Here is a 13,283-nt window from a genome sequence, read left to right on the forward strand (position 1 = left end):
AACATGAGGGATTCATTGATTATTATGAAAAAGATAAAAAAACACTCTATAGCGATTCTTGCCTTTGGAATTTTGCTTGTCTTGTTATTTAATTATTTTTCAGAAGAAGATAAGACTGAGCCAACAGAGAAAACGCTTACCTTTAATAAAAAAACAAGCAAGTCGGAAGCGACAACTGCCGAAAGGATTGTTACCGCAGCAGCGACACCTCTTTTTCAGCAATTGGAAGATTGCCTGCCAAGTAATGACAAATTGCAAAAAAGCCGGTACGCCTGGAGCAAGCAGCGCAATAAGTACTTTGAAGAAATGACCCGCACCGTTAACTCGGAAGATTTAACGCGAGCGATGATACTTATCGAGGGCAAATATAAAGCAATAGGGATGAGATTGTCGTTTTCGAAAAGAGGGTATCGTACTGAAACTGAAAAAAATCAATTTTATGCCAAAAGAAGAGAAATGAGGGAAAGTTTTGGTGAAGAATTCTTTAATGGCAGAGAATTGAATTGGGAATTTATATTTTCGTTGCCTTACAAAGAAAGAAACGAGTTTTTAACTCATTTTGGGCCGGAAGCTGAAGAGGTCAGAAATTTAATAAGAACGAGTCGCACAAAAGAGAATATCAAGGAAGTTATAGAAATTTCAAAGAATTTGTCGAAGGTTTATTTCGGTGTGAGAGTTTCTGAGCAATATGCTGACAACCTATTTGAAACCTTGTTTCTAGAATCCAGGATTGATTTATTAGAACATTACTTGGCAGCTGGTGGAAAAATAAGAACTGGCGAGTTTGGATTGAATGTATTGGAAAAAATGATGCTGTTCACTCCGTTTAAACAGTTAGAGTCACGTGAAGCTGAAATTAAAAAGTTGTCGAGTTTGGGAGTTAAAGTTCGATTTAATGAGTATCGCGACGGTGCTCTAGAGTTTGGGCAGTTTTTGACTCATATTTCAAGGATGTATTTTCCAGAGATACAAAAGTATAAAGATATTGGTTTTCAATTTGAACAAGCTCAAACGGTCGAACAGTTAACAGCAGATGGTCAAGTTCAGCAAATCTCCAAGTTAATTGAAGAAGATAAAAATAAATTTTTAAAAGGCGAGCTAAAAGCTGAAAGCCTGGATAGTTATATTGAGTGTAGTAGTAAAAAGGACGTCGCCCAAAAGGTTATTTATGATGAGCAGGTGACAGCCGACGTACAGGCGTTAATCAAGGAGTATCACAACGACTTCGAAGAACTAAGTAAGCAGCTATTCGAAATCGAACCAGGACTCAATGACTGCCATAACCAACAAATGTATCGAGTTGAGTCGCACCACACCTTTATCAAGCCTGAAGTCAGTACAAAAATTTTAATGAAGGTTAGAGAAAGCGGAATTTATGCCGGGATTGAATTCGCTCGAAGTTTAGGCGTCAGTGAAAAAGATATGGGGGAGATGTTTTGGAGTATCGTCGAGACTTCACCACAACACGCCCGGGTAATGTTAGAACATGGTATTTTTCCTTCCAATGTCGTGGGTACTCAATTAGGTAAAGCAAAACCAGAGGTATTTTCATTGTTGCTCGAGTTTGGTTTCAGTTTTGACAGCGATAATAAAAATTTGAGAACTCTGGTTGAGGCGGCTGCTGCGTCCTGTAATGCACCATTGGTAGAAGAGCTTTTTCGATTAAATTCCACTTACCAGCTTAGTGAATACCGCTCAGACGCACTCGCGATTGCGCTCAGGGAACCTGGTTGTTACGGCAGAAACGTAAGTCAAATGAGAATCAACTTGCTTAAGGCTGTACTCAAGTTTAACCCTGAAATTAAGGACTACCATTTGCGCCGAGTTGCTGAAATCAGGCTAGCAAATATTTCGGACTATAAGAAAATTATAGGAGAAATCCCCGCCTTAAAAATTGGCAGCGATATTGAGCCAAGTGGTGTCGTTTGTTCACATCTAGTCTTTCCAAATGGTGATCAGACGATGCACAAAGGTATTCGGGTGAACTAGCTGTTTAAAAGCTGATATTTTTAGTTCTAGTTCGGCTTAACTTTTACTTCCATTTCTGGTGGATATCCACCGGGATTCTGCGAAACTTCCAGGTGTATTTGTGTGTATTTATGGTGCAAACCTTCACCGAGTTTTACCTGGAAAATAATAGCGCGGTCATTTTTTATTGTGAACAATGCTCTTCTGCTGGGAAGATTAATGTTGAATATGTGGTCTAGCTGATATTCAGCGGTCAGCTCAATCTCCAGGTCGGCATCAGGTATGTTGGGGACCGTGTAAAACATGATTTGAAAACGATCAAGATCGGCTACTTCTAAGTTCTCGGGCGTTACATTAAATGAGCCATCTTCCCTAACAATGCTGATGCTTTTCATCTGTGCAAGTGTATTTTCTGCAGTCATAATTTCCTCCGTTGAGTGAGAGCAATTGAGGTAGAGCTATACAAGTATTTGCCCGATTTTTGACAATGCTTTTATTACGCTAATTCAGCGCGCTTTAAAGTATAGCAGAGATAACTACAGGCTTTATTATTGTAAAGCCAGTAGATTCAACAGAGTGGATTTTTGATAGCAAGAAGTAAAACTAAATATCGAACCGCTGGGAACTAGATTGTGTTAAAAAACAAAACTATTTCTATCTCCTGGTCGACTTTTGTCGCCGCTTCAGTTGGCCCTTACCAGCAAGTCGAAGCATCCGCTGAAATGAAGGACATTCTAAGTGACTTGGTGCTGGACAGTCAGCTGCGTGCAGCAGCCCGTCACGCATGGCTTTCAATTGTTGAATATTTTCGTCTAATTCTGCAGCCTTGGCTAAAAGTTGTTCTCGATCAATCTCCGGACCTTCCGCCGTAAACATCGCAGAAATTTCTTCGAGCGAAAAGCCTGCACTTTGACCAAGCGCTATTAAAGCGAGACGTTGTAGCACATTAGAATTAAATAAACGGCGCAAACCGTGTCGCCCGGTTGATTGAATAAGCCCTTTTTCTTCATAAAAACGCAGCGTTGATGGCGGTAATCCAGACTGTCTGGCGACTTCACCAATATCGATAATCGTTGTTTGTGTCATTTTATCTTGACCTCAAGTCAACTTGAAGTTGTATGGTATCGATAGAAATAGGCCGTTGCAATGATAACGGCGGTTTAATTCATCAGCGATTTTTGAAGGAGTGATTATGGACACTAATTTTTGGCATCAAAAATGGAAAGAAAATGAGATTGCTTTCCACCAACCCTCGGCTAACCCGTTACTCGTTAAATATTTCCAAAAACTTTCACTTGCAAAAGGTTCTCGTGTATTTGTGCCGCTGTGTGGCAAAACACTGGATATGGCGTGGTTACTGGCCAATGGCTATCGAGTGGTTGGATCTGAATTAATTGAAACTGCCGTTGAACAATTGTTTTCTGAGCTTGGTGTAGAACCGAAAATATCGATCATTGGAAAACTAAAGCACTACCGTGCGAAAGACATCGATATATTGGTTGGTGATTTTTTCGATCTATCTCAAGCAGATCTTGGACTTGTCGATGCGATTTATGACAGAGCTGCCTTAGTCGCACTTCCTGAAGAGATGCGAAAACACTACGCTGCTCATTTGGTAGAGAGCTCTAATGGTGCTCCTCAGCTTTTGCTTTGTTATGAGTATGATCAAAGTTTAATGGAAGGCCCACCGTTTTCAATTAGTGGGAAAGAAGTAAGTCGACACTATCAAGAAAGCTATGAGTTAGAGAAACTTGAAAGTGCCGTTGTCGCCGATGGATTGAAAGGGTTGAGTGATGTTAAAGAGAATGTCTGGTTGTTGCATCAGTCATTGTGAAAAAGCTGATCAGGAACCATAGATTTTATCAGTGGGCTCAAAAAGCCTTGAAAAATCGATGCTCTGATTTTCAGCGCTGCAACAAAATGTAACTATTAAAGAACGCGTAACATCAAATTCGCTAGAACCAAAAAGCCAGTATTGCTGTCTGTAAGTGAAGGACATTCAACAGTCAGCAAAATAAATTGAGCGAATGATGAAAATTGATAATCTTGGAAAAGTATATACAGCGATAATGGCAATCTACTTTGTTGTTTCGGGATTCAACGCATTGATGGATATCGATTCAAAGCTTGCCAGAATCGGCCTGAGCGCAGTTGATCTGGACGGCAAAGTTGCCTTTATTCTCATTTATTGCAGTCTTATGGTGGGCATTGGTATAGCGCTGGCCTTAATATTTTATTTTAGTAAAACCTGGATTTATTCTGCTATTTTGGCAGTGACAATCGTCTCGTCTTTTATTGCCTTCAGGCTGCTAGGCTCAATTATGCTTGGCGCTATGAGCAGCACCCAAATTTCCTTTATTTTAGTTGAATTGATTGAAGTGGCCGTTGGATTATTGCTGATTATTAAGTCACGTCAGGTGCCCCGAGTGTATGCCGGGTAAAATAAGCTGGATTAAATAATCACTTTGTTTTTTAAGGGAGTTGTTTGAATTTTGTACTAAACTTATCTTATACCGCGATAATTAAACTCTATTTTATGTCAGTTGCAGTAACCTAAATGCCCACATTAATAGCTTTGTTTCTGCCTAATACTGCTGTGTAGTGTATTACCAAAGAGACTGAGATGAGCAATTCAAACCTATCAAAATCCGAGTTATTGCAGGAAATCAATCGATTAAAGAGCGAGCTGGCTTCTCTTAAACGGACGACAGAAAAACGAACTGAAGAACTTCTCGAGAACGAGCAACGGTTTGTCTTAGCAATGCGTGGCGCTAATGATGGCCTGTGGGATTGGAATTTGGAAACCAATGAAGTCTATTACTCACCACGTTGGAAGAGTATGCTCGGTTATGAGGAGAATGAACTCGAGGGCACGCTGGATACCTGGGCAAGTTTGGTTCATCCTGATGATAAAGAATGGGTACTGGACAAAGTTCAAGATTATTTAGAGGGCCGAGCGGATTCTTTTGAAGTTGAAATGCGTATGCGTCATCGGAATGGCAAGAATATATTTGTTTTATCGCGTGGTTTTCTTGTGGTTCGCGAAGTTGATAACAAACCCTTTCGCATGGTCGGGACTCATGTCGATATTACAGAACGCAAGAAAGCAGAAGCGTTAAATATTAGTCACGCTGAAATTCTGGAGATGATAGCAATTGGGCATCCCACCAGTGAAATCTATGATGCGATTGCGTTAATGTATGAAAAAAGACACCCTGGAATGCGTTGTTCGATGCTCGAGTTACATGGTAATAAACTCCTGCACGGAGGAGCGCCGAGCCTGCCGAAAGAATATTGTGAAGCGTTAAATGGCCTGGAATTCGGTTCCAATGTCGGTTCATGCGGTACCTCGACCTTCACAGGCGAGCGCGTTCTGGTTGAAGATATCTCGGCTGATCCCAAGTGGGAAAAAATTAAAGAACTTGCACTTCCCCATGGCCTGCGTTCTTGTTGGTCTGAACCTATCAAAAGCTCTTCAGGGAAAGTATTAGGTGCTTTTGGTATGTATTACGATTTTCCTGCATTGCCGAATGAGGAAGAGCTAAACGATCTTAAATCAGCAGCGAGACTGAGCGGGATTGTAATGGAGCGGGAACAAACACAAAAGAAAATTCGCGAACTGGCCTACACTGACGAACTAACCGGGCTTTCCAGTCGAGCCCGTTTTTATATGCACCTCAAAGAATTAATTAAGGCGTCGCTCAGGCGCAATCACCGGTTTGGTCTTTTATACATTGATTTAGACGATTTCAAAGGAGTTAATGATAGCCTCGGCCATGACACCGGCGACTTATTGCTGAAGGAAATTGGAGACCGTTTAGCAAGTACATGTCGTGATGTTGATTTTGTTGCTCGGCTCAGCGGAGATGAGTTTTGTGTTCTGGTTGAAGAAATCAGTGATGATTATAACGCGGCGAGTGTAGCCCAAAGGTGCCTGGAATCCATTGGCCAGCCTGTTGAGTTTGATAGCAGAAAATTGATCCCTGCTTGTAGTATTGGTATTGCTCATTTCCCAGACGACGGTGCTGATCTCTCGACTTTATTGAAGGCTGCAGATACCTCTCTTTATGAAGCGAAGGAAAAAGGCAAGAATCAGTTTGCATTCTATAAACCTGAATTGACTCAGCGAGCTGAATATCAGTTCCAGGTAGAAAAATATCTGCGCGAGGCTATCGAAAAGCGACAACTGTCACTGGTGTATCAACCTCAGGTCAATATTTCTACCGGTAAAATTACAGGCGTTGAAGCGCTGTCACGATGGCACCATCCTGAATTAGGTCAAGTGCCTCCTGCCGAGTTTATCGCCATCGCTGAAAAGATTGGAATGATCAAAAAGCTGACTGAATGGGTGTTAATGACAGCTTGCCGCCAGGCATTGGCCTGGCGAGAACGAGGTTTTGCAGATTTGCGAATTGCTATCAATATTCCTCCAAGTCAACTTGCCGAAGAAGACTTTGTTCCGGCGATCAAAAACATCATTGGTGAGACTGGAATTTCTTCGAGTGATCTTGAGTTGGAAGTGACTGAAAATATTGTGCAGACAGGCCAGGAAAATCTTTCCGTGATTAAAGATTTGAAAGCAAGAGGTATTCTGTTCGCCATAGACGATTTTGGAACGGGTTACTCTTCTTTAGCCTCTCTTAAACATCTAGAAGTGGATTGTTTGAAGATAGATAATAACTTTATCAATGGTATGCTTGAAGATAATGATATTTTGGCCATTGTTGAATTTATGATTGAGTTTGGAAAAAAACTAGGTTATGAAGTTATCGCGGAGGGGGTGGAGTCGGTGGAACAGCTTGATACTCTAAAGAAGTTAGGTTGTGAAACCGTGCAAGGATATTTATTTAGCGAACCCGTTAGTGGTGATGAGATCGATAAACTATTAACCCAAAAGAAAGTTGGTCTTAAATAATAAATCTATTTTTTTAAACTGAGTGGAGAGAATATGAAAGCAGCTGTATTTAATCAATACGGTTCACCAAAAGTGCTTCAACTTCAAGAAGTGGAGAAGCCAACCCCCAAAGATAACGAAGTGCTTGTGAAAATACATGCGACTGCTGTTAATGATTATGACTGGAGTATGATTCGAGGTAAGCCTTTTCTGTATCGACTTATGTTTGGTTTGTTGCGACCCAGGAAAAATATACCAGGAATGGAGCTGTCGGGAGTGGTTGTATCGACTGGGAAAAAAATGACTTCATTCAAAGCTGGCGACGCCGTTTACGGCGATATTTCTGAGCATGGTTTTGGTAGTTTCGCAGAGTATATTTGTATTGATGAAAAAGCCTTAACATTAAAGCCTAATAATATGAGTTTTGAAGAAGCTGCCTCAATCCCTCATGCAGCTGCATTGGCGCTGCAAGGATTGGTTGATATCGGTCAGATTCAGAATGGACTGAAAATTTTAATCAACGGCGCCGGTGGCGGTGTCGGAACATTAGGACTACAACTTGCTAAGTTATATTGTGCCGAAGTAACAGGTGTCGACTCGGGCGATAAGTTGGAAATGATGAAGTCAATTGGTTTTGATTACACAATAGATTATCAAACAGAAGACTTTACTAAAAGTGGGCAGCGCTATGATTTGATCCTTGATACCAAGACTAATCGTTCGACGTTTAGCTATCTTCGTTCACTAAAGCCAAATGGAAAGTATGTTACCGTCGGAGGAAAGTTACCTCATCTTTTACATGCGTTGTTTTTTCGTCGTGTGATACATTTATTTAGTCGTAAAAGAGTGCATATTATTGGTTTGAAAACGAACAAAGATTTAAATTACATCAATGAGCTTTTTGAGTCAGAAAAAATTAAGCCCATTATTGATGGCCCTTATCCTTTGAGCGAGGCCGCCATTGCAGTGCAGCGATTTGGCAAAGGTGTACACAGAGGGAAAGTTGTAATCTCAATCTAAAGTTGAATTCAAATTAAAGCAAAAATAATTATTCAAATATCCGATCAAATATCTGACTATCTGGTTACTTCAAAGGTTATAAAGTCATAACATTGAATGCATAGTTTTTCGTGCAATGGGGAAATTATTGACTAAAAAATAAAGCGGAAATGAACTTTTCAATTCAGTGTTGTCTGTTTATGTGAGAGTTAAATTTTTATTGTTCAAGTTTTTTTCAGTTCGATCAGAGTATTACGAGTATCAAACTTGGTTAGGGACATTGTTGGTTATGGACATTGTTGGTTGGGGACACTATTGGTTAGGGACATTGTTGTTTAGGGATTGTTGGTTGGAAGAATTATCGTTTGAGGGAATTATTGATTGAGGGTATTCGTATATTAGCTTATTAAGCACTCTGTCGTTTTGAATGATTGATCAGCTTTCAAGTGTTGGTCTGGAGGGGAATACCCGTTTCGACCAACTGGGTCAATTTTTCGCTAGTTTTATCACAGCGAGCAGTCTGCCAATGCAATTGCCCCAGTGGTCGATTTTTAGTGCTTAAAGATTTTTAGCATTTTAAACAAAAAACAATTCAAAGTTTTTCGTTAAATGATTCAATAGCACACTTGTTACACTTTACCAATAATGCACAGTATTGTTTCGGTAGTTGACAAACTTACCAACGTATTGGCATTCACCAACCGAACGATATTCGGCGCCCTTAAATCCAACAAAGTCATAAATCTCTACTAATTGCCAAGTGCAGTTATCCCCGGCAGTTACTGTTCCGGAAAAGCTGAATACGGACGCAACTAAGGCTATTAATCCACATCTCAATAATTTTTTCATTTTTTTGTTTCCTGTTAATTAAAATAAAAATTTAGAGTGCGGTACTTTCGTCCAATGTTATTCTCACTGATTATTATTATCTCAAATTCAGAATTGCGAATTAGTCGATAAACACAATTCTGCCTGCCACTATATCGTTAAATAATAGTCAGCTCAAATGACAGTTTTTTTCTAGTTTTAATACGAGGATTTCCTAATGTTAGCTGAGTACTTTTTGTTCTGTTTTTTGCCATAGATCAGTGTTCGACGGGTAGATAATGATATTTTGTCTTTTTGTTAGCTGAAGCAAATGATAGATTGAGCGATTAGGACTTTTATCTTGTTAGGAAAAAGTGATATTTAAGAGAATAATAATTAATACACTCAAAAACGAGCAGATAAATGTTATATTGTAGTCGAGATATCTGGGGCAAATAGCCTATAATAAAGGTTTCGGCTACTTCAATATCAACTTTAACTTAAACAATTTTATTCCACATCTATGATTCTGCTTATTATCTACGTATTGGTAGCGCTTATTTTCTCTTTTCTCTGTTCAATTGCCGAAGCGGTATTACTGAGTGTGACTACTGCGCATATTTCGGTTTTGGAAAAAGACAATAAAAAGACGGGGACCATACTTAAATCGCTCAAGTCTGATATTAACAAACCGCTGGCTGCGATTTTAACATTAAACACGATAGCGCATACTACAGGAGCGGTTGGAGCCGGCGCTCAGGCAGCTGTTGTATTTGGAAGTGCTTACGTTGGAGTCGCGTCGGCCTTCTTGACTTTATTAATCCTCATCTTTTCGGAGATCATTCCAAAAACATTGGGCGCGAGCTACTGGCGCGAGTTAGCGCCTGCTACCGCCCACGGTTTAAAATTTATCACCTGGTTGTTGTTTCCCTTTGTTTGGTTATCTGAAAAAATTACCGGTGGTATGGTGAGTGACAGTTCGTTAACCGGTTTTAGCCGCGAAGAGTTTACGGCAATGGCTGAGTTGAGTGCTAAGGAAGGGCAAATAGCTGATGACGAATCAAAAATTCTCAAAAACCTTTTGTTGTTTAGAAACTCCAGTATAGAAAGTGCGATGACGCCGAGCACCGTGATTTTCTCTTTGTCCGATGAATTGCTTGTTGAAGAATTTTTTCATAAATATGATCAAACACCTTTCTCTCGAATCTTGATTTATAGTGGCGATAAAGAAAATATCAATGGATTTGTGATACGGCGCGATCTGTTGCTCGCTCAGGCGCGTGGAAACGGTAAGAGCAAATTAAAAAAATACCATCGTAGCATTGGTGCACTACTGAATACGTCATCTTTGTCACATACCTTTAGCGAGTTACTGCGTCAGCGCGCGCAGATCCTTTTGGTGGTTAATGAATATGGCACGGTTAAAGGTATTATCACTTTAGAGGATTTGTTCGAGACCTTGCTGGGGCTTGAGATTATTGACGAAAATGATGAAACGGCGGATATGCAGCAATTGGCGAAAAAAAATTGGGTGCAAAAAGTGGCAAAGAAAGGTTTTAAAGTCGATGATTAACAAAGCGTCGGTGATACCTACCGACGCCAGGTATTAAATGTTCTTTTTGTTTCGTGACCAGAGTTAGCATCCTGAGCTTAATATTCCAGACCTGATGTTCTAGATCTGATATTCCTGACCTAATATTTCAGACTTAATATCCTAATTTTTCATCCCAGTAGGGCTTGTCACCAAAGTGTGAACAGACATAATCAATAAAGGCTCTTACCTTTGGAGCAAGCAATCGAGAGCTTGGGTAAACAGCCCAAATAGCGGTATTGGAAATTAATGGGTAGTCTTTGAGTACCTGGACTAAGCTGCCGTTATGTAAGTGTTTATAGGCACTCCAGGTTGAATTAATGGTTATCCCAAGTCCATTTACGCAAGCGTCGCGAATCACTTCGCCGTTGTCAGCCCGAAAGTTCCCTTTGGCTCTAATATTGATGGAACCTTTGGGTGTTTGAAATCCCCAGTTTTCAAGGCCCATTAAGTTAATGCATTGATGATGCTTCAATTCTTCAGGTGAACCCGGCGTTCCAAATTTTGATAAGTAATCGGGTGACGCGCAAACGATGCGGTCATCTGGCGCCAACTTGCGCGCGATCAGGGTGGAATCTTTCAGTTCAGAGTTACGAACAGCAATATCAAAACCACCCTCAACTAAGTCGACAATTGTGTCTGAGAGGCGAAAATCGACATTAAGATTTGGATATAGCTTGAAAAATCCGGTGAGTGCCGGTAGCAAATGCATTCGCCCAAAAGATGCTGGTGCCGCTACTCGTAAGGTGCCACTCGGTGATGTATTGCCCGCGCCGACAGAGGCGCGAGCTGACTCAACGCTTGAAAGCACGTCTTCAGCGTGAGGTAAAAAAGCTGCACCTTCTTCTGTTAATGAAACTTTGCGCGTGGTGCGGTGAACCAGGCGAACCCCAAGGCTATTTTCCAATTTGTTGATATGAGCGCTAGCCACCGCTGGTGATAAGCCTAGCTCCTGGCCTGACTGGCTGATGTTATGGGTGGCGGCAATCCGAACAAAAAGCCTGAGATGTTCAATATTCATGATTCTCAACCAAATTTATTATTATCAACAAAATCTAAAAAGTGATTCTTTATTTTAACCTATTATCAATTTAATTGTGAGTAAATATAATAATAACAATCAACTAGACTCGAGAACAAATTATGAAAGCAATGATAGTTAAACAATTTGGCGGCCCTGAAGTTTTTGAAGCTGCCGAGCTTCCTAAACCTACTATAAAAAGTGGTCATCTACTTGTACGAGTTGCAGCGACAAGTGTTAATACGGTGGATACAATGATTCGTCAAATGGGCGAAGAACTGCCAATTGCGCCGGCGCTTCCTGCGGTTCTTGGGATGGACTTTGCTGGTGTTGTTGAAGAAGTCGGCGAGGGCGTGACGGGCTATGCTGTGGGTGATGAGGTTTATGGCTGCGCCGGCGGTCTGGCTGATTTACCGGGAACTTTGGCTGAGTGTATTGTCGCCGACGCTCAGTTAGTGGCTCGTAAGCCGAAAAATTTATCGATGCGCGAAGCTGCGGCGTTACCCTTAGTAGGGATCACTGCGTATGAAGGTTTAATGAGAGCCGGTATTGTGCAAGGTCAAAAAGTATTAGTTCATGGCGGCTCGGGTGGTGTCGGTCACGTTGCATTACAAATTGCGCGTTACTTGGGCGCAGAAGTCTATGCCACTGGCGGAGGTGACAAGCAGCTGAGTTTGATCAGCGAGCTTGGCGCAAAAGCGATCAACTATAAAACAGAAACTGTGACTGATTACGTTGCCAAACATACTGATGGCGCTGGATTTGATATTGTTTTTGATTCCGTGGGTGGCGCCAATATGATTAATTCGTTTGAAGCCGCTGCGCTCAATGGACAGATTGTATCAACCGTTTCTTTGGTGGAGCTTGACCTTTCGTTGGCACATTTTAAAGGACTATCTTTACACGTGGTTTTTATGCTCATTCCAATGCTTCACAATCAAAAACGGCAAGAGCATGCACAAATTCTTAGCCAGTTGACTGAAATTGTTGAAGCTGGAGGATTGCGTCCTGTATTAGATGAAAAACATTTTTCCCTTGCCGAAGTTGGTCAGGCGCATAACCGTTTAACAAGCGGCGAAGGAATGGGAAAAGTCGTTGTTGAAGTAAAGTAGCGACTAGGTTGTGTGGTATTAATACGGCTTGAATGGGAAACACCGATGAAAAAAACGATTCTTATCACTGGGGCCACCGATGGCATCGGTTTGGCGACAAGCAAAATGCTGGCGTTAAAAGGCCACAATATTCTGATACACGGACGTCGTTCAGAAAAGTTAAATAACGTCGAACAAATGCTTACCGAGTTACCCAATGCCGGAACTATTAAAAGCTATGTCGCAGATTTGTCTCGAATTTCTGATGTTGTTGCTTTAGCCGATTCGATCCGTTCATCGAATGAAAAACTCGATGTGTTGATTAATAACGCCGGTGTTTTTAAAACGAGTAGTCCAACAACGCAAAATGGGCTTGATGTCAGATTTGTTGTCAATACCATCGCGCCCTATTTATTAACTAAGAAGCTGACAAATTTGCTGGGCGCGTCAAGCCGTGTGATTAATCTTTCTTCTGCTGCTCAGGCTTCTGTGAATATTGAAGCCCTGGCCGGTCGAACTCAACTATCGGATATGGATGCCTATGCTCAAAGTAAGCTCGCTATTACTATGTGGACTCGAAGCCTGGCGCTGAGCAATAAAAGTCAAGGGCCGGTAATGATTGCAGTTAATCCCGGCTCAATGCTTGGCAGTAAAATGGTACAGGAAGGTTTTGGTGTCGCTGGTGGTGATTTAAATATCGGCGCTGAAATATTGATGCGGGTTGCCCTTGATGATGAATTTCTTGCCGCTAATGGAAAATATTTTGATAACGATTCAGGAAAGTTTTCTTCTCCCCATTCCGATGCGATGAACCCGCAAAAATTGGAACAGCTTATCCAGTCTATAGAAGCAATTTTAAAAAAATTCTGACAAGAGAGAAAATTTAAATAACCGTCGACATTTTTCAATTTT

Annotated in this window: 12 protein-coding genes; 8 read left to right on the forward strand and 4 right to left on the reverse strand. The window is 41.1% G+C overall.

Annotation, left to right across the window (positions count from 1 at the left end; all coding sequences use genetic code 11):
• The first annotated feature begins 24 nt into the window (after positions 1-24).
• The gene (locus FLL46_RS00575; protein WP_142891474.1) at positions 25-1,989 is read left to right on the forward strand and encodes a hypothetical protein; all 1,965 of its coding nucleotides are present in this window, start codon (positions 25-27) and stop codon (positions 1,987-1,989) included.
• 26 nt (positions 1,990-2,015) lie between these two features.
• Here the strand turns inward: FLL46_RS00575 and FLL46_RS00580 are convergent, their stop codons facing one another.
• Together FLL46_RS00580 and FLL46_RS00585 are read right to left on the reverse strand one after the other, a co-directional pair.
• Positions 2,016-2,390 (reverse strand): hypothetical protein, encoded by a 375-nt coding sequence (locus FLL46_RS00580; protein WP_142891475.1) that lies wholly within the window; start codon positions 2,388-2,390, stop codon positions 2,016-2,018.
• 232 nt (positions 2,391-2,622) lie between these two features.
• Positions 2,623-3,054, reverse strand: a complete 432-nt coding sequence (locus tag FLL46_RS00585; RefSeq protein ID WP_142891476.1) for a helix-turn-helix domain-containing protein — start codon at positions 3,052-3,054, stop codon at positions 2,623-2,625.
• Positions 3,055-3,160: 106 nt separating this feature from the next.
• Here FLL46_RS00585 and tmpT point away from each other — a divergent pair, with 106 nt between their 5' ends.
• The 4 genes from tmpT (at position 3,161) to FLL46_RS00605 (ending at position 7,882) form a co-directional block, all read left to right on the forward strand.
• The gene (tmpT, locus tag FLL46_RS00590; protein ID WP_142891477.1) at positions 3,161-3,802 is read left to right on the forward strand and encodes a thiopurine S-methyltransferase; all 642 of its coding nucleotides are present in this window, start codon (positions 3,161-3,163) and stop codon (positions 3,800-3,802) included.
• Between the two features lie 193 nt (positions 3,803-3,995).
• Positions 3,996-4,409 carry a hypothetical protein gene (locus FLL46_RS00595; protein WP_142891478.1) on the forward strand — a complete coding sequence of 138 codons (414 nt, stop codon included), beginning with the start codon at positions 3,996-3,998 and terminating at the stop codon, positions 4,407-4,409.
• A gap of 182 nt (positions 4,410-4,591) precedes the next feature.
• On the forward strand, positions 4,592-6,883 hold the full coding sequence (locus tag FLL46_RS00600) for a bifunctional diguanylate cyclase/phosphodiesterase (protein WP_142891479.1): 2,292 nt from the start codon (positions 4,592-4,594) through the stop codon (positions 6,881-6,883).
• Between the two features lie 33 nt (positions 6,884-6,916).
• Positions 6,917-7,882, forward strand: coding sequence for an NAD(P)-dependent alcohol dehydrogenase (locus FLL46_RS00605; RefSeq protein ID WP_142891480.1), 966 nt, complete (start codon positions 6,917-6,919; stop codon positions 7,880-7,882).
• Positions 7,883-8,497: 615 nt separating this feature from the next.
• Here the strand turns inward: FLL46_RS00605 and FLL46_RS00610 are convergent.
• Entirely contained in the window at positions 8,498-8,710 is a 213-nt protein-coding gene (locus tag FLL46_RS00610; protein ID WP_142891481.1) for a hypothetical protein, read from the reverse strand.
• 481 nt (positions 8,711-9,191) lie between these two features.
• Here FLL46_RS00610 and FLL46_RS00615 point away from each other — a divergent pair, with 481 nt between their 5' ends.
• Positions 9,192-10,241: a CNNM domain-containing protein gene (locus FLL46_RS00615; RefSeq protein ID WP_142891482.1), complete on the forward strand. Its 1,050-nt coding sequence runs from the start codon at positions 9,192-9,194 to the stop codon at positions 10,239-10,241.
• Positions 10,242-10,374: 133 nt separating this feature from the next.
• On the opposite strand, the gene FLL46_RS00620 is transcribed toward FLL46_RS00615, so the two are convergent.
• Positions 10,375-11,280 (reverse strand): LysR family transcriptional regulator, encoded by a 906-nt coding sequence (locus tag FLL46_RS00620; RefSeq protein WP_142891483.1) that lies wholly within the window; start codon positions 11,278-11,280, stop codon positions 10,375-10,377.
• Between the two features lie 122 nt (positions 11,281-11,402).
• Here FLL46_RS00620 and FLL46_RS00625 point away from each other — a divergent pair, with 122 nt between their 5' ends.
• The gene (locus FLL46_RS00625) at positions 11,403-12,392 is read left to right on the forward strand and encodes a zinc-dependent alcohol dehydrogenase family protein (protein WP_142891484.1); all 990 of its coding nucleotides are present in this window, start codon (positions 11,403-11,405) and stop codon (positions 12,390-12,392) included.
• 45 nt (positions 12,393-12,437) lie between these two features.
• A complete protein-coding gene (locus tag FLL46_RS00630; protein ID WP_142891485.1) occupies positions 12,438-13,241 on the forward strand; it encodes an SDR family NAD(P)-dependent oxidoreductase in 804 nt (267 codons plus the stop codon).
• Positions 13,242-13,283: the final 42 nt, after the last annotated feature.

This window comes from Aliikangiella coralliicola, assembly GCF_007004725.1.
In the GTDB taxonomy this organism is placed as follows: Bacteria; Pseudomonadota; Gammaproteobacteria; order Enterobacterales; family Kangiellaceae; genus Aliikangiella; species Aliikangiella coralliicola.